General features: G+C 57.6%; 17 protein-coding genes. 14 read left to right on the top strand and 3 right to left on the bottom strand.

Translation table 11 applies throughout. The annotated features are described in order from the left end of the window. Positions 1 to 44: 44 nt before the first annotated feature. The gene (gene secE / locus GS611_RS19665; RefSeq protein ID WP_050605011.1) at positions 45 to 242 is read left to right on the top strand and encodes a preprotein translocase subunit SecE; all 198 of its coding nucleotides are present in this window, start codon (positions 45 to 47) and stop codon (positions 240 to 242) included. A 199-nt stretch (positions 243 to 441) separates the two neighbouring features. Then, the gene (gene nusG, locus GS611_RS19660; RefSeq protein WP_152459924.1) at positions 442 to 975 is read left to right on the top strand and encodes a transcription termination/antitermination protein NusG; all 534 of its coding nucleotides are present in this window, start codon (positions 442 to 444) and stop codon (positions 973 to 975) included. A gap of 86 nt (positions 976 to 1,061) precedes the next feature. Here the strand turns inward: nusG and GS611_RS19655 are convergent, their stop codons facing one another. Continuing rightward, on the bottom strand, positions 1,062 to 2,291 hold the full coding sequence (locus GS611_RS19655; RefSeq protein ID WP_171638246.1) for a peptidoglycan-binding domain-containing protein: 1,230 nt from the start codon (positions 2,289 to 2,291) through the stop codon (positions 1,062 to 1,064). Positions 2,292 to 2,673: 382 nt separating this feature from the next. Here GS611_RS19655 and rplK point away from each other — a divergent pair, with 382 nt between their 5' ends. The 9 genes from rplK to GS611_RS19610 all read left to right on the top strand — a co-directional run bounded on the left by rplK (position 2,674) and on the right by GS611_RS19610 (position 16,315). Continuing rightward, the gene (gene rplK / locus GS611_RS19650; protein ID WP_037314971.1) at positions 2,674 to 3,123 is read left to right on the top strand and encodes a 50S ribosomal protein L11; all 450 of its coding nucleotides are present in this window, start codon (positions 2,674 to 2,676) and stop codon (positions 3,121 to 3,123) included. Position 3,124: 1 nt separating this feature from the next. Further along, positions 3,125 to 3,823, top strand: coding sequence for a 50S ribosomal protein L1 (gene rplA, locus GS611_RS19645; protein ID WP_171638244.1), 699 nt, complete (start codon positions 3,125 to 3,127; stop codon positions 3,821 to 3,823). A 128-nt stretch (positions 3,824 to 3,951) separates the two neighbouring features. After that, positions 3,952 to 4,710 (top strand): nuclear transport factor 2 family protein, encoded by a 759-nt coding sequence (locus GS611_RS19640; RefSeq protein WP_171638242.1) that lies wholly within the window; start codon positions 3,952 to 3,954, stop codon positions 4,708 to 4,710. 321 nt (positions 4,711 to 5,031) lie between these two features. Beyond that, a complete protein-coding gene (gene rplJ, locus GS611_RS19635) occupies positions 5,032 to 5,550 on the top strand; it encodes a 50S ribosomal protein L10 (RefSeq protein ID WP_171638240.1) in 519 nt (172 codons plus the stop codon). A 79-nt stretch (positions 5,551 to 5,629) separates the two neighbouring features. Then, complete coding sequence (gene rplL, locus GS611_RS19630) at positions 5,630 to 6,007, top strand: 50S ribosomal protein L7/L12 (protein WP_152459178.1); 378 nt, start codon at positions 5,630 to 5,632, stop codon at positions 6,005 to 6,007. A 250-nt stretch (positions 6,008 to 6,257) separates the two neighbouring features. Then, the gene (rpoB, locus tag GS611_RS19625; RefSeq protein ID WP_171638238.1) at positions 6,258 to 10,394 is read left to right on the top strand and encodes a DNA-directed RNA polymerase subunit beta; all 4,137 of its coding nucleotides are present in this window, start codon (positions 6,258 to 6,260) and stop codon (positions 10,392 to 10,394) included. A 50-nt stretch (positions 10,395 to 10,444) separates the two neighbouring features. Then, positions 10,445 to 14,686 carry a DNA-directed RNA polymerase subunit beta' gene (rpoC, locus tag GS611_RS19620; RefSeq protein WP_171638236.1) on the top strand — a complete coding sequence of 1,414 codons (4,242 nt, stop codon included), beginning with the start codon at positions 10,445 to 10,447 and terminating at the stop codon, positions 14,684 to 14,686. Between the two features lie 186 nt (positions 14,687 to 14,872). Then, positions 14,873 to 15,355: a hypothetical protein gene (locus GS611_RS19615; protein WP_171638234.1), complete on the top strand. Its 483-nt coding sequence runs from the start codon at positions 14,873 to 14,875 to the stop codon at positions 15,353 to 15,355. Positions 15,356 to 15,445: 90 nt separating this feature from the next. Beyond that, positions 15,446 to 16,315, top strand: coding sequence for a DMT family transporter (locus GS611_RS19610; protein ID WP_171638232.1), 870 nt, complete (start codon positions 15,446 to 15,448; stop codon positions 16,313 to 16,315). Here the strand turns inward: GS611_RS19610 and GS611_RS19605 are convergent. Continuing rightward, positions 16,300 to 17,106: a glycosyltransferase gene (locus GS611_RS19605; protein WP_171638307.1), complete on the bottom strand. Its 807-nt coding sequence runs from the start codon at positions 17,104 to 17,106 to the stop codon at positions 16,300 to 16,302. The two genes, GS611_RS19610 and GS611_RS19605, sit on opposite strands and share 16 nt — an antisense overlap. A gap of 4 nt (positions 17,107 to 17,110) precedes the next feature. Continuing rightward, on the bottom strand, positions 17,111 to 17,917 hold the full coding sequence (locus GS611_RS19600; protein WP_171638230.1) for a putative rhamnosyl transferase: 807 nt from the start codon (positions 17,915 to 17,917) through the stop codon (positions 17,111 to 17,113). A gap of 390 nt (positions 17,918 to 18,307) precedes the next feature. On the opposite strand from GS611_RS19600, the gene rpsL reads away from it, so the two are divergent. Genes rpsL through fusA form a run of 3 tightly spaced genes read left to right on the top strand, consistent with a single transcriptional unit; the run spans position 18,308 to position 21,301 of the window. Continuing rightward, positions 18,308 to 18,679 (top strand): 30S ribosomal protein S12, encoded by a 372-nt coding sequence (gene rpsL, locus GS611_RS19595; RefSeq protein ID WP_005621086.1) that lies wholly within the window; start codon positions 18,308 to 18,310, stop codon positions 18,677 to 18,679. 15 nt (positions 18,680 to 18,694) lie between these two features. Continuing rightward, positions 18,695 to 19,165, top strand: coding sequence for a 30S ribosomal protein S7 (rpsG, locus tag GS611_RS19590; RefSeq protein ID WP_010441203.1), 471 nt, complete (start codon positions 18,695 to 18,697; stop codon positions 19,163 to 19,165). Between the two features lie 18 nt (positions 19,166 to 19,183). Then, on the top strand, positions 19,184 to 21,301 hold the full coding sequence (gene fusA / locus GS611_RS19585) for an elongation factor G (RefSeq protein WP_170347258.1): 2,118 nt from the start codon (positions 19,184 to 19,186) through the stop codon (positions 21,299 to 21,301). The last annotated feature ends 115 nt before the right edge of the window (positions 21,302 to 21,416 follow it).

The raw sequence follows: 21,416 nt of genomic DNA, 5'->3' as shown, positions 1-21,416 counted from the left end.
CCCGGCTATGTCCGGCCCATCCGCTAGCAGAGAGAACACGCCAAATGGCCACCACCAATCCGATCCAGTTCATTCAGCAAGTCCGTGCCGAAGTCTCCAAGGTCGTCTGGCCGACCCGGCGCGAGGTGCTGTTGACCACGGTAATGGTCTTCATCATGGCGGCGCTGACGGCTGTATTTTTCGCTTTGGTCGATTTGGGTATCCGGGGTGGTCTTCAACTGATCCTGGGTGCTTTCAGCTAGAAGGGATCAGCGCGCTGAAACGTCTCTGCCCCCTTGCGCTGCGGGCAATGTCAGAGTAGGTGACGCGGTACTATTCGGAATGGGCGTGTGGCGATTCGGGCTGCGCGCCGCTTTTTATTCCGGATGGCGTGGCAAGATTTTAATGACGGGTGTGTCCGGTACGCTTGATACCCCGAAGACAAACAAGGACGACAGGTTCATGGCGAAACGGTGGTACTCGGTCAGCGTTCTTTCGAATTTCGAAAAGAAGATCGCAGAACAGATCCGCACGTCGGTGGCTGAACAGGGCCTTGAGGACGATATCGACGAAGTTCTGGTGCCCACCGAAGAGGTGATCGAAGTGCGCCGGGGCAAGAAGGTTACGACCGAACGCCGCTTTATGCCTGGTTACGTTCTGGTGCATATGGAAATGTCGGATCAGGGGTACCACCTGATCAACTCGATCAACCGCGTCACCGGTTTCCTGGGCCCGCAAGGCCGCCCGATGCCGATGCGCGACGCCGAAGTGAACCAGATCCTGAACCGTGTTCAGGAAGGTGAAGAAGCACCCAAGCTGATGATCAGCTTCGAGGTCGGTGAGAAGGTCAAAGTCAACGATGGCCCGTTCGAAGATTTCGACGGCATGGTCGAAGGTGTGGACGACGAAAACCAGAAGCTGAAGGTTTCGGTTTCGATCTTCGGCCGGGAAACTCCGGTCGAGCTGGATTTCACGCAGGTCACCAAGCAGAGCTGAGGAAACGTTCCTCGAGAATTGAAACGCCGCGATGCCAAGGGCAACGCGGCGTTTTTTGTTTGGGTATTCGCTGAAAACGTGTCGACCTATTGCGCCTGCACCATGGCCGCGCGCAAAAGTTGCGGGCGGTCGGTCTGCGAGGGCAGGAACACAGCCTGCGATCCGGCGTCCAGGGCCGACAGGCTCGCGTCATACCACTGCATCGCAAGATCGCGACGTTTCTGTACACCGAAGCCTTCGCGCAGATGGTGGCCAATCAGTTCGCCATAGGCGGGCTCACCCATTGCGACCAACATCAGGGCAGACCCAAGCGCGGCATCCATGTTGTCCTGACGATAGCCAATCGCAAGGCAAACCTTACTTGTCGCGGCAAGGTCTTGGGGGCTGAGGCCCGAGTCCAGCGCCAGCTTGCGCATCTGGGTTTCAGCCTCGGTTTTCGAATTGATAGACAGAGCATCAACCTGAGGCGCCACCATTTCACCATACGAGTCGCATTGAGCACTCACCTGCTCCGGCGTCAGCCCCTGGATATCCTGAATCAGATCTTCACCGCGCGCCATCGCGTAGCTGCGGGCAAGACAGAACTGCTCGCTGAGCGCAAAGTCGGGATCGGACATGTTCGCCAGGGTCGTATAGCCGCCATTGGTAGATGTTTGCAGCATGACCCCGCTACAGCGATTGGCCAGCGACGGGCCTCCGGTGCCGCCGGAAAACAGGCTCGGCAGGCTGGCAGACGTTGTTTCGGTTGTCTCCGGCTCAGGTTCTTGCGGTGTCGCAACCGGAACAGGTTGTGCCGGGGCGGCTTGTGCCGGCGCCTGAGGGGCAGTAGCCAAAGCAGATCCAGTTTGCACCTGACGGCGATACGCCATCAGAAGCGGTTGGCCCGCAAGTTGAGTCGTTGCCTGTCCACCGCTTGTGGCCCAATAGTAGGCTTGCATCAGAAAATCATACTGATACGGCTGAAAATCATAGCCGTTTATAGGATAACCCATCGAGGCCTGATAGCGTTCGATTGCGGACCGGGTGCCACGACCGACCTGACCATCGACCCTTCCTGCATTGTACCCGAAGTAATTGAGCGCAGTCTGGGTTTGCGCGCCTTGCGTGGTCGACGGAATGCCTGACCGATAGGTGCGGTTCGATGTAGTTGTTCTCTGAGATTTTTTCTTTTGTTGGTCCTTGCCGATTGCGTAACCAACGATCCCGCCGACGACCGCACCACCAAGAAACTCTCCAGCGTCGGCCCGTGCCGTTTGAGGGATGGCAGCAGCAAGAGAAAAGGCGATGCCAAGAGTTAAAGCTAAACGAAGTATCATAATTAACCTCCACCAATAATCACAATTTTTAAAGAGTATAGCACGGTCATCTGCGTTGTGGCGAAGCAAGCGCCAATGTCGCGTTCAATTGGCTGAAAACTGGCGGTTTTACATGTCTTTGCAGATTGTTAGAGGAATTTGGAACCGCGCGGACATTCGCGTGTAATCACGCAGGCAGCAAGAATCCTCTCAGGGTTTGATTCGGTACAACCCGAATGGTGCGCCAACCACTTGTCATCTCTCCTGATCCCATGTAAACGCCGCCTCTATCGTCTTCGGGCGAGATTCTCTCGTGGGAGGTTGCCGGGGTCGCGATCCCGGACCGGACCACGCAACATAATCTGGGTGGGACGCGTTTCACCCAAGTTGAAAGGAAAACCAAATGGCCAAGAAGCTTGCTGGTACAATGAAACTGCAGGTTCCTGCAGGTCAGGCGAACCCGTCGCCGCCAGTTGGTCCGGCGCTGGGTCAGCGCGGCATCAACATCATGGAATTCTGCAAGGCGTTCAACGCCAAGACCGCAGACATGGAGCAGGGCGCACCTTGCCCAACCGTGATCACCTATTATCAGGACAAGTCCTTCACCATGGACATCAAGACGCCGCCCGCGTCTTATTACCTGAAAAAAGCAGCTGGTCTGAAGCCGGTCGGCAAGCGTAACCGCCCCCGTGGCGCGGAAAACCCCGGTCGTGAGACAGTGGCCACCGTGACCTCGAAGCAGGTTCGTGAAATCGCCGAAGCCAAAATGAAAGATCTGAACGCCAACGACGTCGAAGGCGCAATGCAGATCATCCTGGGCTCGGCCCGCTCTATGGGCATCGAGGTGAAGTAAGATGGCAAAACTCGGTAAACGTACCCGCGCTGCGCGCGAAGCTGTCGCCGGCAAGGAAAACCTGTCGGTTGAAGAAGCAGTTGCCCTGGTCAAAGCCAATGCAACCTCGAAATTCGACGAGACCATCGAAATCGCACTGAACTTGGGCGTTGACACCCGCCACGCGGACCAGATGGTTCGCGGCGTTGTCGGCCTGCCGAACGGCACCGGTAAAGCGATGCGCGTTGCTGTTTTCGCTCGTGGCCCCAAGGCCGATGAGGCGAAAGAAGCAGGTGCGGACATCGTTGGCGCAGAAGACCTGATGGAAACCATTCAGGGCGGCACCATCGAATTCGATCGCTGCATCGCAACCCCGGACATGATGCCGATCGTCGGTCGTCTGGGTAAAGTTCTGGGCCCCCGCAACCTGATGCCGAACCCCAAGGTTGGCACCGTGACCATGGACGTGAAAGCGGCCGTGGAAGCAGCCAAGGGCGGTGAAGTTCAGTTCAAGGCGGAAAAAGGCGGCGTTGTGCATGCCGGTGTTGGCAAAGCGTCGTTCGACGAAGCCAAACTGGCTGAAAACGTCCGCGCGTTTGTCTCGGCTGTTGCCAAGGCGAAACCGTCGGGCGCCAAAGGCACCTATATGAAGAAAATCGCGCTGAGCTCGACCATGGGCCCCGGTGTGACCGTTGATGTAGCAGAGGCCTCGGGCGAGTAAGCCAGGCAAATCTGCTGTAAAGTATTGATCCCGGGTGGTGCAAACTGCCCGGGATTTTCATTTTGCCGGGTTCGGTGCGAAGATAAATCGCATGCATTTCAGTTCTGGCAATCGAACGGACCATGGCTATGGAAACTAAGCGCGAACTCCTCCAAAGATTTCTTAAGGGATTGGAAACCGGTGACGCCATGGCGGCAGCGGTTGTGAATGAAGAGAAGTACATCCAGCACAACCCTCAAACTCACGAAGGCAGCGAAGGTATTGCCGACCTGTTCGCAAGGCTGTCCAAAACCTCGCCCAAGGTTACATTCAAAAGGGTTTTCGAGGATGGCGACTTTGCCTTTGCGCATATCGAGTACGATTTCAGTAGCCTGCGCGCCGCGTTTGAGGTGTTTCGGTTCGAAGATGGCAAAGCCGTAGAGCATTGGGACAACATTCAGCCCTTGCGCGGTCCAAACCTTTCTGGGTGTGGAATGCTGGATGGTCACACCGAAGTAACGGACCTGGAGAAGACGGAAGAAAACCGAGCCGCTAGCAGCATGTTTGTCACAGACGTTCTGATAAAGCGCAGGTTTGACAGATTGGCGGACTTTGTTGCAGAGGATCTAAAACAGCACAATCCGGACATGGCCGACGGAATCGTAGCGCTCAAGAACGTGTTGGAAGGAACAAGCGAAAGCGGGACAAAATTTGTCTACAAGCATTTGCATCGGGTTTTGGCAGAGGGAAATTTCGTCCTTTGCGTGTGCGAAGGGGAAAGAAATGGGGTGCATTCCAGCTTTTATGATTTGTATCGCTGGGACGCTGATCGGATCGTCGAACATTGGAACACCATCGAAGCGGTTCCGCCGCGCGAGGAATGGAAAAACGACAACGGGAAGTTCTGAACCATGCCCTTGGAACTGGGGTGTTGTATGATCTGAATTGGGTGTAATTTACCCCTTGGAAACCTCCTCTATCTGCCCTAAGAAGACCTGCGGAACAAAGCGTGCGATTCGTCGTGCGCTTTGTTTCGTTTCGTCCAAGACGGTGGGTGGGTCCATTCGGCCCCTTAATTCCCTGCCTGAGACGGGTAAGACCAAAGAATTCTGGGGGTCCCACCCTCGGGCGCATTTTGGCCAATCCCGTAACAAGGACCTGAACGCCGGAGCGAAAGCTGCGGCAAATATGAGCCGGGGTGAGATTTCGCCCCTAACTTGGAGAGAACTGTGGATAGAGCCCAGAAAGAGAAAGTGGTCGAGGAACTCGGCCAAATCTTCGAAAGCTCTGGCGTCGTAGTGGTTGCCCACTACGCCGGTCTGACAGTTGCCGAGATGCAGGACCTGCGCGCGCGTGCACGCGAAGCGGGCGGTTCCGTGCGTGTTGCCAAAAACAGGCTCGCCAAAATCGCCCTTGAGGGTAAGCCGTGTGAAAGCATGGCCGACCTGCTGACAGGGATGACCGTTCTGACCTATTCCGAGGACCCTGTGGCAGCAGCCAAAGTGGCCGAGGACTTCGCCAAGGAGAACAAGAAGTTCGAAATCCTTGGCGGTGCAATGGGCGAGAACGCTCTGGACCGCAAAGGCGTCGAAGCTGTTTCGAAAATGCCGTCTCGCGAGGAGCTTATTGCTTCGATCGTGGGCTGCATTGGCGCACCTGCTTCGAACATCGCCGGCGCGATTGGCGCACCTGCAAGCAACATCGCAAGCATCCTTTCCACCATCGAAGAGAAGGCGGAAGCTGCGTAAGCGGTTGGCACTGAATGATCTGCGTGGGGCATTTGCCCTGACGTTGGAACACACACTGTAAACGGAAAGAGCTGATAAAATGGCTGATCTGAAAGCACTCGCAGAAAGCATCGTGGGTCTGACCCTGCTGGAAGCACAAGAACTGAAAACCATCCTCAAAGACGAATACGGCATCGAGCCCGCAGCTGGCGGCGCCGTAATGGTCGCAGGTGCAGCTGGCGACGCCGGCGGTGCAGCTGAGGAAGAAAAAACCGAATTCGACGTCGTTCTGAAGAACGCCGGCGCATCGAAAATCAACGTCATCAAAGAAGTTCGCGGCATCACCGGCCTGGGCCTGAAAGAAGCCAAAGAACTGGTCGAAGCCGGCGGCAAGATCAAAGAAGGCGTGGACAAAGCAGAAGCAGAAGACGTCAAAGCCAAGCTGGAAGCAGCTGGCGCCGAAGTCGAGCTGGCCTAAGCTTGGTCTCAGGTGCATCGCTGATGTGCCAAAAAATTTGGCTGGGTCCGGAGAAATCCGGGTCCAGCCGAACCTGTCTTAGAAAGGGCCTCAAGACGCGAGGCGTTTTCTAAGACACGGTTTTCGGATCGGGAGGCCGCCTTCGGGACGGTGGCCATGAATTGATCCGGACGTGTTGTCTCGATTGTGCAAGATGCCGGGGCCCGACGGTGTCTTTGCCCGCTGAGAACATCGAAAGGTGACATCTGACATGGCTCAAACGTTCCTTGGCCAGAAACGTCTTCGTAAATATTACGGCAAAATCCGCGAAGTGCTGGAAATGCCGAACCTCATTGAGGTCCAGAAATCTTCTTATGATCTTTTCCTGCGCTCCGGCGATGCAGAGCAGCCCACTGACGGCGAAGGCATCAAAGGCGTGTTCCAGTCGGTTTTCCCGATCAAGGATTTCAACGAAACCTCCGTTCTGGAATTCGTGAAATACGATCTGGAAAAACCCAAATACGACGTCGAAGAGTGCATGCAGCGCGACATGACCTACAGCGCACCGCTGAAGGTTACCTTGCGTCTGATCGTGTTCGATGTCGATGAGGACACCGGCGCAAAATCGGTAAAGGACATCAAGGAGCAGGATGTCTTCATGGGCGATATGCCTTTGATGACGCCGAACGGCACTTTTGTCGTGAACGGGACCGAGCGTGTGATCGTATCCCAGATGCACCGTTCGCCCGGCGTGTTCTTTGACCACGACAAGGGTAAGACTCATTCCTCGGGCAAGTTGCTGTTTGCCTGCCGCATCATCCCGTATCGCGGCAGCTGGCTGGACTTCGAGTTTGACGCCAAGGACATCGTGTTCGCCCGGATCGACCGTCGCCGCAAACTGCCTGTGACAACCCTGCTTTATGCGCTGGGTCTGGATCAGGAAGCGATCATGGACGCGTATTACAACACCGTGTCCTACAAGCTGGACAAGAATAAGGGTTGGGTGACGCCGTTCTTCCCCGAGCGCGTGCGCGGCACCCGCCCGACCTATGATCTGGTTGACGCCAAGTCCGGTGAAGTGATTGCCGAAGCGGGCAAGAAAGTTACCCCACGCGCGGTCAAGAAGCTGATCGACGAAGGCACCGTCACTGATCTGCTGGTTCCGTTTGATCACATCGTCGGCAAGTTTGTCGCCAAGGACATCATCAACGAAGAAACCGGCGCGATCTATGTCGAAGCCGGTGATGAGCTGACCCTGGAATACGACAAGGATGGCGACCTGATCGGCGGTACCGTCAAGGAACTGATTGACGCGGGTATCACCGACATCCCGGTACTGGACATCGACAACGTCAATGTCGGCCCCTACATGCGCAACACCATGGCTCAGGACAAGAACCTGAACCGTGAAAGCGCGCTGATGGACATCTACCGCGTCATGCGTCCGGGTGAGCCGCCCACCGTCGAGGCTGCGTCGGCTCTGTTCGACACGTTGTTCTTCGACAGCGAGCGGTATGATCTGTCCGCTGTTGGCCGCGTGAAGATGAATATGCGTCTGGCACTGGATGCGCCTGACACCCTGCGTACCCTGCGCCGCGAAGACATCGTGGCCTGCATCAAGGCGCTGGTGGAGCTGCGCGACGGCAAAGGCGATGTGGACGATATCGACCACCTCGGCAACCGTCGTGTGCGTTCGGTCGGCGAACTGATGGAAAACCAGTACCGCGTCGGCCTGCTGCGCATGGAGCGCGCAATCAAAGAGCGTATGTCGTCAGTCGAGATCGACACCGTCATGCCACAGGACCTGATCAACGCGAAACCGGCGGCGGCCGCGGTTCGTGAATTCTTCGGCAGCTCGCAGCTGTCGCAGTTCATGGACCAGACCAACCCGCTGTCCGAGGTTACCCACAAACGCCGTCTTTCGGCGCTTGGCCCCGGTGGTCTGACTCGTGAACGTGCGGGCTTTGAGGTGCGCGACGTTCACCCAACCCACTATGGCCGGATGTGCCCGATCGAAACGCCCGAAGGTCCGAACATCGGTCTGATCAACTCGCTGGCCACCTTCGCCCGCGTGAACAAGTACGGCTTCATCGAAACCCCTTATCGCGTCGTACAAGACGGGCAGGTGACCGACGAGGTCCACTACATGTCCGCGACCGAGGAAATGCGTCACACCGTGGCACAGGCCAACGCGACGTTGGATACGGATGGCAAGTTCATCAACGATCTGGTTTCGACCCGTCAGGCGGGTGACTACACGCTTGCCCCGCGCGAGAATGTGGACCTGATCGACGTGTCGCCGAAACAGCTGGTCTCGGTTGCTGCATCGCTGATCCCGTTCCTTGAAAACGACGACGCCAACCGCGCTCTGATGGGTTCGAACATGCAACGTCAGGCGGTTCCGCTGCTGCGGGCCGAGGCACCGCTGGTCGGTACCGGCATCGAGGAAAAGGTTGCGATCGACTCGGGTGCTGCGATCCAGGCGAAACGCGCCGGTATCATCGACCAGGTCGATGCCCAGCGTATCGTTATCCGCGCCACTGAAGATCTGGAACTGGGCGACGCTGGCGTTGACATCTATCGTCTGCGCAAGTTCCAGCGTTCGAACCAGAACACCTGCATCAACCAGCGTCCGCTGATCAAGGTGGGTGACACCGTCCAGAAGGGCGAAGTCATTGCCGATGGTCCATCGACCGATATGGGTGAACTGGCCCTGGGTAAGAACGTGGTCGTCGCGTTCATGCCGTGGAACGGTTACAACTACGAAGACTCGATCCTGATCTCGGAGCGTATCGCGCGTGACGACGTCTTTACCTCGGTTCATATCGAGGAATTTGAAGTCGCCGCCCGTGACACCAAGCTGGGTCCGGAAGAAATCACTCGCGACATCCCGAATGTCGGTGAAGAAGCGCTGCGCAACCTCGACGAGGCGGGCATCGTTTACATCGGTGCGGATGTTGAGCCGGGCGATATTCTGGTCGGCAAGATCACTCCGAAGGGCGAAAGCCCAATGACCCCGGAAGAAAAGCTGCTGCGCGCCATCTTTGGTGAAAAAGCATCTGACGTGCGCGACACCTCGCTGCGCGTGAAGCCGGGCGACTACGGTACGGTCGTTGAGGTTCGCGTCTTCAACCGTCACGGTGTCGAGAAAGACGAGCGTGCGCTGCAGATCGAGCGTGAGGAAGTCGAACGTCTGGCCCGTGACCGGGACGACGAGCTGGCGATCCTTGACCGCAACATCTATGCGCGTCTGCAAGGTCTGATCCTGGGTAAAACCGCTGTCAAAGGCCCGAAAGGCGTCAAGGCAGGGTCGGTGATCACCGAGGAGCTGCTGGAAACCCTGACCCGTGGTCAGTGGTGGCAGCTGGCGCTGGAAGACGAGCAGGATGCACAGATCGTCGAAGCTCTGAACGAGCAGTACGAAGTGCAAAAGCGCGCTCTGGATGCCCGCTTCGAGGACAAGGTCGAGAAAGTCCGTCGTGGCGACGATCTGCCGCCGGGTGTGATGAAGATGGTCAAAGTCTTCATTGCCGTGAAGCGCAAGTTGCAGCCGGGCGACAAGATGGCTGGTCGTCACGGGAACAAGGGTGTGATTTCCAAGGTCGTTCCGATGGAAGACATGCCGTTCCTGGCCGATGGTACGCCGGTTGATTTCTGTCTGAACCCGCTGGGTGTGCCGTCGCGTATGAACGTTGGTCAGATCCTTGAAACCCACATGGGTTGGGCCGCACGCGGTCTGGGTCTGAACATCGATGAGGCGCTACAGGAATACCGCCGTTCGGGCGATCTGACGCCGGTACGTGACGCGATGAAACACGCCTATGGCGAGGATGTCTATGAAGAGGGCATCAGCGGCATGGACGAGGACCAGCTGATCGAAGCGGCCAGCAACGTCACTCGCGGTGTTCCGATCGCAACCCCGGTCTTTGACGGCGCCAAAGAGGCTGACGTCAACGACGCGCTGGTGCGCGCGGGCTTCTCGGAAAGCGGTCAGTCGATCCTGTTCGACGGTCGTACCGGTGAGCAATTCGCGCGTCCGGTCACCGTGGGCATCAAGTACCTGCTGAAACTGCACCACCTTGTGGACGACAAGATCCACGCGCGTTCGACCGGGCCGTACAGCCTGGTGACCCAGCAGCCGCTGGGTGGTAAGGCGCAGTTCGGTGGTCAGCGCTTTGGTGAGATGGAGGTCTGGGCTCTGGAAGCTTACGGCGCCGCCTACACCCTGCAGGAGATGCTGACGGTGAAATCGGATGACGTCGCCGGCCGGACCAAGGTCTATGAGTCGATCGTCAAGGGCGAGGATAACTTTGAAGCGGGCGTGCCGGAATCGTTCAACGTTCTGGTGAAAGAAGTCCGTGGCCTCGGCCTGAATATGGAACTCCTGGATGCGGAGGTTGAGGAGTAAGGGCGCTGCCCTTTCTCCCGTCCCCCCTTCCGCAAGATTTGAGGTAACAAATGAACCAGGAAATCACCAACAACCCGTTCAACCCGCTGACGCCGCCGAAAGTATTCGACGAGATCAAGGTCTCACTGGCGTCGCCCGAGCGGATTCTGTCTTGGTCCTATGGCGAGATCAAGAAACCCGAAACCATCAACTACCGGACGTTCAAGCCTGAACGTGACGGCCTGTTCTGCGCGCGCATCTTTGGCCCGATCAAAGATTATGAATGTCTGTGCGGCAAATATAAGCGGATGAAGTATCGCGGCGTTGTCTGCGAGAAATGCGGTGTGGAAGTCACCCTGCAAAAAGTCCGCCGCGAGCGTATGGGTCATATCGAACTGGCCGCGCCCGTTGCGCATATCTGGTTCCTGAAATCGCTGCCGTCCCGCATTGGTCTGATGCTGGACATGACGCTGCGCGATCTGGAACGCGTTCTGTACTTTGAAAACTACGTCGTCATCGAGCCCGGTCTGACCGACCTGACCTACGGCCAGATGCTGACCGAAGAAGAGTACATGGACGCGCAGGATGCTTATGGCATGGACGCGTTCACCGCGAATATCGGTGCTGAAGCCATCCGTGAGATGCTGGCCCAGATCGATCTGGAAGCCGAAGCAGAGCAGCTGCGCGCTGATCTGGCCGAAGCAACCGGCGAGCTGAAGCCCAAGAAGATCATCAAGCGTCTGAAGGTTGTTGAATCCTTCCTCGAGTCGGGCAACCGTCCCGAATGGATGGTGATGACCGTGATCCCGGTCATTCCGCCGGAACTGCGTCCGCTGGTTCCGCTGGATGGTGGCCGTTTCGCGACCTCGGATCTGAACGATCTGTATCGCCGCGTGATCAACCGGAACAACCGTCTGAAGCGTCTGATCGAACTGCGCGCGCCTGACATCATCGTCCGCAACGAAAAGCGGATGCTGCAGGAATCCGTTGACGCTCTGTTCGACAACGGCCGTCGTGGCCGCGTGATCACCGGCGCCAACAAGCGCCCGCTGAAATCGCTGTCGGACATGCTGAAAGGCAAGCAGGGTCGCTTCCGTCAGAACCTTCTGGGGAAGCGCGTCGACTTCTCGGGCCGTTCGGTCATCGTGACCGGTCCGGAACTCAAGCTGCACCAGTGTGGTCTGCCCAAGAAGATGGCGCTGGAACTGTTCAAGCCGTTCATCTACTCGCGCCTTGAAGCCAAGGGTCTGTCTTCGACTGTGAAACAGGCGAAGAAACTGGTCGAGAAAGAGCGTCCCGAAGTGTGGGATATCCTCGACGAGGTGATCCGCGAACACCCTGTCATGCTGAACCGTGCGCCGACGCTGCACCGTCTGGGCATTCAGGCGTTCGAGCCGGTCCTGATCGAAGGTAAAGCCATCCAGCTGCACCCGCTGGTCTGTTCGGCCTTCAACGCCGACTTCGACGGCGACCAGATGGCCGTTCACGTCCCGCTGAGCCTTGAGGCGCAGCTGGAAGCCCGTGTTCTGATGATGTCGACGAACAACGTTCTGTCGCCTGCAAACGGCGCGCCGATCATCGTTCCGTCGCAGGATATGATCCTGGGTCTGTACTATGTGACCCTGGAACGCGAAGGCATGCCGGGTGAAGGCAAGGTCTTTGGTTCGATCGACGAAGTTCAGCACGCGCTGGACGCGGGTGAGGTGCATCTGCACTCGAAAATCACTGCCCGGATCACGCAGATCGACGAGGAAGGCAACGAAGTTCAGAAGCGCTATGAAACCACTCCGGGCCGTCTGCGTCTGGGTGCGTTGCTGCCGATGAACAACAAGGCGCCGTTCGAGCTGGTCAACCGCTTGCTGCGGAAGAAAGAAGTGCAGCAGGTGATCGACACTGTCTACCGTTACTGCGGTCAGAAAGAGTCGGTTATCTTCTGTGACCAGATCATGTCGATGGGCTTCAAAGAAGCGTTCAAGGCGGGCATCTCGTTCGGCAAGGATGACATGGTCATCCCAGGCGACAAGTGGAGCATCGTCGATGACACCCGCAGTCAGGTGAAAGACTTTGAACAGCAGTACATGGACGGCCTGATCACTCAGGGCGAAAAGTACAACAAGGTTGTTGATGCCTGGTCGAAGTGTAACGACCGCGTGACCGAGGCAATGATGAGCACGATCTCGGACGTTGCCAAGGCCGAAGACGGGTCGGACATGGAGCCGAACTCGGTCTACATGATGGCCCACTCGGGTGCGCGTGGCTCGGTTACTCAGATGAAACAGCTGGGCGGTATGCGTGGCCTGATGGCCAAACCGAACGGTGACATCATCGAGACGCCGATCATCTCGAACTTTAAAGAAGGTCTGACCGTTCTCGAGTACTTCAACTCGACCCACGGTGCCCGTAAGGGTCTGTCGGATACCGCTCTGAAGACGGCGAACTCGGGTTACCTGACCCGTCGTCTGGTGGATGTGGCGCAGGACTGCATCGTTCGTGAGATCGACTGCGGCACCGAGCGTGCGATCACCGCCGAAGCAGCCGTGAACGACGGTGAGGTTGTCGCCTCGCTGGCCGAACGTGTGCTAGGCCGTGTGGCGGCTGACGATGTTCTGCGTCCGGGCACCGATGAGGTGATCGTCGCAGCCGGTCAGCTGATCGACGAACGTATGGCCGACACGATCGACGAAGCCGGCGTTCAGTCGATGCGCATCCGCTCGCCTCTGACCTGTGAGTCCGAGGAAGGCGTCTGTGCAACCTGCTATGGTCGTGACCTTGCACGCGGTACGATGGTGAACACAGGTGAAGCTGTCGGCATCATCGCGGCGCAGTCGATCGGTGAACCCGGTACACAGCTGACCATGCGGACCTTCCACATCGGTGGTGTTGCGCAGGGTGGTCAGCAGTCGTTCCAGGAAGCCAGCCAGGAAGGTATCGTTTCCTTCGAGAACCCGCAGATTCTGGTCAACGCAGCCGGCGAAAGCCTGGTCATGGGCCGGAACATGAAGCTGGTGATCAAGGACGAACACGGCGAAGAGCGTGCCAGCCACAAGCTGGGCTACGGCTCCAAGCTGTTCGTCAAGGACGGCACCAAGGTGGCCCGTGGCGACAAGCTGTTCGAGTGGGATCCCTACACCCTGCCGATCATCGCCGAGAAAGCCGGTACTGCAAAATATGTCGATCTGGTTTCGGGCCTCGCTGTCCGCGACGAGACCGACGAAGCAACTGGCATGACCCAGAAGATCGTGATCGACTGGCGCGCCGCCCCCAAGGGCAGCGACCTCAAGCCCGAGATCATTCTGGTTGGCGAAGATGGCGAGCCGGTCCGCAACGATGCGGGCAACCCGGTTCACTATCCGATGTCGGTGGATGCGATCCTGTCGGTCGAAGACGGCCAGAAGGTCGAAGCCGGTGACGTCGTCGCGCGTATCCCGCGCGAAGGTGCCAAGACCAAGGACATCACAGGTGGTCTGCCGCGTGTGGCCGAACTGTTCGAAGCCCGCCGTCCGAAAGATCACGCGATCATCGCCGAGGCCGATGGTTACGTGCGCTTTGGCCGCGACTACAAGAACAAACGCCGCATCAGCATCGAGCCGGCTGACGAGTCCATGGAGACCATCGAGTACATGGTGCCCAAGGGCAAGCACATCCCGGTCGCCGAAGGGGACTTCATCCAGAAGGGTGAATACCTGATGGACGGTAACCCGGCTCCGCATGACATCCTGTCCATCATGGGTGTCGAAGCGCTGGCGGATTACATGATCGACGAGGTGCAGGACGTGTATCGTCTGCAGGGCGTGAAGATCAACGACAAGCACATCGAGGTCATCGTGCGCCAGATGCTGCAGAAGTGGGAGATCCTGGATTCGGGTGACACCACCCTGTTGAAGGGCGAACATGTCGACAAGCAGGAGTTCGACGCGGCCAACGAAAAGACCATCGCCCGCGGTGGTCGCCCTGCTCAGGGTGAGCCGATCCTGTTGGGGATCACCAAGGCCTCGTTGCAGACGCGCTCGTTCATCTCGGCGGCGTCGTTCCAGGAGACCACCCGCGTGCTGACCGAAGCTTCGGTTCAGGGCAAGAAGGACAAGCTGGTCGGCCTGAAAGAGAACGTCATCGTCGGTCGTCTGATCCCCGCCGGTACCGGTGGGGCGACGCAGGCTGTCCGCCACATCGCGCAGTCGCGTGACAATGTGGTGATCGAAGCCCGCCGGGAAGAGGCCGAGGCCGCCGCCGCCCTGGCCGCACCGATCATGGATGATGATATGGTCGGGGATGAGCTGGACGTTCTGGTCGAAACACCGGAAAGCCGCGAATAAACCGCGTCATTCAAAACCAAAAAAAGGCCCTGCGATTTCGTGGGGCCTTTTTTGTTGCCGCTCCAGGTGCGCAATTGTGAACCGTCGTGACAGAGCACAGCCTTTGACCCGATTGCATCAGGCTTGTGGTTCTGCAATCGGTGGTTTAGCGATATTCTGTGTTTTCGGATTATATTGAGCTGAACAATGGACACCAAAGGCAACTCTTTCGAGGACCGTGTGGCACGGATCAAGAAGCGTTCAGAAGAAAGCACACGCAAGTCGCCTCTGCCTCGAACCGAGAGTATCTGGCAACGTCTGGGTTATCCCGCTGCGTTTCTGGGGGCTTTTATACTGGGTGTTATTGCGGTCTTCCTGTCCCGCCTGATTCAATATCAATCGGTTGGCATTCCGGTGCCCGGCAAAGTGGGAACGCAGGATTTCGTCAGCCTCGGCCTCGCAGGCGGGGCCTGCATCATGGTTATGCTGTTTTTGAAAGGTAAACTGCGAGAGTTCGCCGGGGCGCTCACGGTTGGTGCGTTGGTGACGACCTTTTCCTTTCATAATTTCGTGTGGAAATATCCTGTGTTTTTCGAACTTGTATACGGGGAAGACTGGGTTGAGTTTGTAAAAGACACGACAGAGCCTTCCAGCCTGAACCTGTTCGGGACCATCCTCCCATTCGGTTGATGATCTCTGTACCCCGTGGTGCGTTATTGACATCCAGCCCGACTCGGCGGCCAATGCGGGGCGATCAATAGCCCCGGAGCCCGAAGCAGCATGACTCCAAACACCAAAGGCGCTTTGCTGATGATGGGCAGCATGGCTGCCTTTACCTTGAACGATACGCTGGTGAAGGTTGCCTTGCAGGATCTGCCATTGTTTCAGTTGGTGGCCATGCGCGGGTTCCTGGCTGTATTTCTGATCTATGTACTTGCCCGGTCACTGGGCACGTTGCATCTGAATTTTTCGCGCCATGACAAGTGGCTGGTTGCACTGCGCTGCCTTGCAGAGCTGGCGGCGACATTCTTTTTCCTGACGGCGCTGAAGAACATGCCGCTTGCCAATGTTACGGCCATTCTTCAGGCATTGCCGCTTACGGTAACATTGGGTGCTGCTTTGGTTTTTTCCGAACAGGTTGGTTGGCGACGCGCTTTGGCAATCGCCGTGGGGTTCGTCGGAATGCTGCTGATCGTAAGACCCGGGCCAGAGGGGTTCAGCGTGTATTCCATCTATGTGCTGGTTGCAGTGGTTTCGATTACAGTTCGGGACCTCATCACGCGACGCATGTCAGCCGACGTGCCGTCAATGCTGGTTACCCTTGCCACCTCGGTTTCCATAGCGGGGGCCGCGGCAATAGCCTCGGTTTTCGAAGGATGGGTTGTGGTTTCGGCAACGGCGGGTTCCCTGGTCGCGGCGGCGGCCGTGTTTGTGCTGCTTGGCTATTTGTTCAGCGTCATGGTCATGCGTCAGGGAGATGTCGGATTCGTTGCACCATTCAGATATTCCAGTCTGATCTGGGCGCTCGGGTTGGGTTGGGTCGTGTTTGACGAATGGCCTGACAGCCTGACGATGCTGGGTGCTGTCCTGATCGTGGGTGCCGGTCTGTTCACCTTGTTCCGGGCACGTGCGCGTCAGGGCTTGGCGTGACTCCGTCTGACCATGTCCGGATCAATGGCGAAACGGGTTTGAAACTCGAGCTCCTGCTGCCGGGTAAGAGGGTTGAGCGCGACATCCATGTTTCTGGTTCGCGGTGAGTCATTGAACCGGTTCAATCCTCTTACCCACATCGGACTGTCGGGTCGGGTCACAACGGGCATCGCGCGGTTGATCCTGTTATGGGCAAAATTCATGATCGACTTCCGCTGCCCGCCCCGCACGTACATTCCCAGACCGGCAGTGATCAACGGGCGATGCACGCGCGTGGCCTGTATCCCCTCGGAATTGGCGCGGGCCAGATAACCGCAGTTGAAGTCAACGGCGACCATCGCGTGCCTTTCGAACAAGCCGACACATTCCCTGACACAGCCCCGGAACCGCTCGACAAAATCCACGGCCACTGCATCATCATCGTCGTGGCGAAACTGAAGGCAGGGTTGGTCGGGATCGGTCCGTGCCGAATTCAGGACATCCTGCATGACTTTTCTGTGACGCCCCGGAGGTTTCGCGACTATGCGCACCTGTTTCAGCCCACCGGTCAGATCGTTGAGGCGGTCAAATGCCAGCTTGGGCAGGCAGTGGCCGACCACGATCACCAACTGGAAATCTTCGTCGGACTGTTTTTTGAAACCGGGCAGGGCGACCGTCTCGAACAGGCGAAACCGTTCTTCCAACCTGTCGTGCTGGTACAGGAATTGCCGTCTATCTTCGACGCTCTCGTGCGTTGTCTGAAAGCCGCCAATTGCGGGATAGGAAAACCGGCAAAGACCGATGACCTGCATTTTCTCAGCGCGCCGCATATCTGGCCTCGAACGCGTCAGGGTCGATCGAGAACCGTACCCGCAAGTCTTCAGCCTGTTCAGGCGTGAAAGGCGACAACTCGCTGGTATCTTTGCGCGCGTGGTCCGAGTCGTTGAAATCGTGCAGCATCCTGACCCACATGGGCGTGTCCGGATAGCTGACCACGGGCATGAACCGGGCGAGCCTGTTGTGCAACCGGTCAAATATCGTCCGCGTGCTTCCGGCTTGAACATGCATGCCCAGGCCAACGCCCAGCAGCGATCGATAGACCCGAGCGGCCCGAATTCCGTGGGCCTCGCGCCGGGCGATGTACCCTTGATTGAAATCTATACCGACGGACTCGCTCTGCTGCATCAGCCCTGTGTTTTCGACAACAGCAGCGCGGAGGCGTTCTATGAAATCAACGGAAACGGCGTCATCGTCATCATGCCGAAACTGTAGGCACGGCTGATGCGGGTCCGCGCGGGCGGTGTTCAGCACCTCTCGTACAATCTGCTTATGATCCCCTGGTTTTTTTGCTATGATACGGATCTGTTTGATCCCGGCGGTCAGGTCGCGCAGCCGGTCCGCATGAATCTGAGGCAGGCACGTCCCGGTCAAAACAAACAACTCGAACGTCTCATCGGTCTGGGTGCGAAAACCGGGCAGGGTGATCGCCTCGAAAAGACGAAAGCGTTCTTCCAGCCTGTCGGGGGCATACAGAAATTGCCGTTGCTCTTCGATCGTATCCCGGTTCAGCCGAAAACCGCCGGTTGCGGGATAGGAAAACCGGCAAAGGCCAATCACTTGCATCTGTAATCCATCAGCAGATATTCGACCCGACTATGCCCTTGCGGCGGTTCAGCCGCAACCGGGACAGCGGCGCGCAGGAATGGCAATCCTACAGGCTGCATTCAACGCGCGCGCCGGGGCGCCGGTATCGTGCTGTTGACACTTGGGCCGACTCCCCCTATACGCGCGTCATCTCGGTACCGGGGGCCGCCCCGTAGCCGATTCCAGTAATGAACTGGTCAAGGCCCGGACAATTTTGCAGTTCGCGCCCTCTGAGAACCAACCGCGACGTTCACCTCGGAATGGGAACGCTCGTGGGTTTTGCGCTTGTGGACGCATAAGTGCAGCGAATTTAGCCGCACGCAACGCGCGTGCATGTCATGTGTGTTGCAAAACGGGGAAAGAACCGGAATGCCAACTATTCAACAGCTGATCCGCAAGCCGCGGCAGCCCAAAGTCAAACGCTCGAAGTCCATGCACCTGGAGCAGTGCCCGCAAAAGCGCGGTGTCTGCACACGTGTCTATACCACAACGCCTAAAAAGCCGAACTCGGCGATGCGTAAGGTTGCCAAGGTGCGCCTGACCAACGGGTTCGAAGTCATCTCGTACATCCCTGGTGAAAGCCACAACCTGCAGGAACACTCGGTTGTTCTGATCCGTGGCGGCCGTGTGAAAGACCTTCCCGGTGTGCGTTACCACATCCTGCGCGGTGTTCTGGATACTCAGGGCGTCAAAGACCGTAAGCAACGTCGTTCGAAATACGGCGCGAAGCGTCCCAAGTAAGAAGGAGAGGCTGATATGTCACGTCGTCACGCCGCCGAAAAACGCGAAGTCCTGCCTGACGCCAAATTTGGCGACAAGGTACTGACCAAATTCATGAACAACCTGATGATCGACGGCAAGAAGTCGGTCGCAGAGCGCATCGTCTACAACGCATTTGACCGCGTTGAGAACAAGGTAAAGCGCGCTCCTGTCGAAGTGTTCCACGAAGCGCTCGACAACATCAAACCTTCGGTCGAGGTTCGCTCGCGCCGGGTTGGTGGTGCAACCTACCAGGTTCCGGTCGAAGTCCGCCCCGAGCGCCGCGAAGCTCTGGCCATCCGCTGGCTGATCACCGCTGCGCGCGGCCGCAACGAAAACACCATGGAAGAACGCCTCGCCGGCGAACTGCTGGACGCCGTACAGTCCCGCGGTACTGCCGTTAAGAAGCGCGAAGACACCCACAAGATGGCCGAGGCGAACAAAGCCTTCAGCCATTACCGCTGGTAATTCTAGAGGCTTATCCAAATGGCACGCGAATATCCGCTCGAACTATACCGTAACTTCGGTATCATGGCGCACATCGACGCAGGTAAGACCACCTGCTCGGAGCGTATCCTGTATTACACTGGTAAATCCCACAACATCGGTGAGGTGCACGACGGTGCAGCCACCATGGACTGGATGGAGCAGGAGCAGGAACGCGGCATCACCATCACTTCGGCTGCGACCACCACGTTCTGGGAACGCACCGAGGACGGTAAAACCGCCGATACCCCCAAGCACCGCCTGAACATCATCGACACCCCCGGCCACGTTGACTTCACCATCGAAGTCGAACGCTCGCTGGCGGTTCTCGACGGTGCCGTCTGCGTTCTGGACGCAAACGCCGGTGTTGAGCCCCAGACCGAAACCGTGTGGCGTCAGGCTGACCGCTACAAGGTTCCGCGTATGGTTTTCGTTAACAAGATGGACAAGATCGGCGCAGACTTCTTCAACTGCGTTCGCATGATCGAAGACCGCACCGGCGCACGTGCTGTTCCGGTTGGTATCCCGATTGGCGCCGAATCTGAGCTGGAAGGTCTGATCGACCTGGTCACCATGGAAGAATGGCTGTGGCAGGGTGAAGACCTGGGCGCAAGCTGGATCAAAGCCCCCATCCGCGACAGCCTGAAAGACATGGCTGAAGAATGGCGCGGCAAGATGATCGAAGCGGCCGTCGAAATGGACGACGACGCGATGATGGAATACCTGGAAGGCAATGAGCCCGACGTTCCGACCCTGCGTAAACTGCTGCGCAAGGGCACACTGGAAATCGCGTTCGTTCCGGTACTTGGTGGTTCTGCGTTCAAGAACAAAGGCGTTCAGCCGCTGCTCAACGCTGTGATCGACTATCTGCCCAGCCCGCTGGACGTTGTCGATTACATGGGCTTCAAACCCGGTGACGAGGAAGAAGTTCGTGACATCGCCCGTCGTGCTGACGACAACATGGCGTTCTCGGGCCTGGCGTTCAAAATCATGAACGATCCCTTCGTCGGTTCGCTGACTTTCACCCGGATTTATTCGGGCGTGCTGAACAAGGGTGACTCGATCCTGAACTCGACCAAAGGCAAGAAAGAGCGCATCGGTCGTATGATGATGATGCACTCGAACAACCGGGAAGAGATCGAAGAAGCGTTTGCAGGCGACATCATCGCGCTGGCGGGTCTGAAAGACACCACCACCGGTGACACCCTGTGTGACGCGAAGGATCCGGTGGTTCTGGAAACCATGACCTTCCCCGATCCGGTGATCGAGATCGCGGTCGAGCCCAAAACCAAGGGCGACCAGGAGAAAATGTCTCAGGGTCTGGCCCGTCTGGCCGCCGAAGACCCGTCCTTCCGTGTGGAAACCGATCTGGAATCGGGTCAGACCATCATGAAGGGCATGGGCGAACTTCACCTGGACATCCTGGTGGACCGTCTCAAGCGCGAGTTCAAGGTTGAAGCGAACATCGGTGCACCGCAGGTGGCCTATCGTGAAACCATCTCGATGCCGGTCGAGCACACCTATACCCACAAGAAACAGTCGGGTGGTTCGGGTCAGTTCGCCGAAGTCAAGCTGGAGATTCAGCCCACCGAGGCGGGCGAAGGTTATTCGTTCGAAAGCCGCATCGTTGGTGGTGCCGTTCCGAAGGAATACATCCCCGGTGTTGAAAAAGGCATCAACTCGGTCATGGACAGCGGCCCTCTGGCTGGCTTCCCCGTGATCGACTTCAAGGTTGCCCTGCTGGACGGTAAGTTCCACGACGTTGACTCGAGCGTTCTGGCGTTCGAAATCGCGGCCCGTATGTGTATGCGTGAAGGCATGCGCAAAGCTGGCGCGAAGCTGCTGGAACCGATCATGAAGGTCGAAGTGATCACTCCGGAAGAATACACCGGCGGTATCATCGGCGACCTGACGTCGCGTCGTGGTCAGGTCTCTGGTCAGGAACCGCGCGGCAACGCAATCGCGATCGACGCGTTCGTTCCGCTGGCAAACATGTTCGGCTACATCAACACTCTGCGTTCGATGTCGTCGGGCCGTGCCCAGTTCACCATGCAGTTCGACCACTACGATCCGGTTCCGCAGAACATCTCGGACGAGATCCAGGCGAAATACGCATAAGCGAAGATTTGAGGGAGCGTGGGTATCACGCTCCCTTCATTACCGAAAAAGGAGGCCATCATGGCAAAGGAAAAGTTTGAGCGTACAAAACCGCACGTCAACATCGGCACGATTG

This window comes from Ruegeria sp. HKCCD6119 (assembly GCF_013110585.1).
GTDB lineage: Bacteria > Pseudomonadota > Alphaproteobacteria > Rhodobacterales > Rhodobacteraceae > Ruegeria.
The sequence above is the reverse complement of the archived record's forward strand: the minus strand, read 5'-3'. Positions and strand labels throughout refer to the sequence as shown.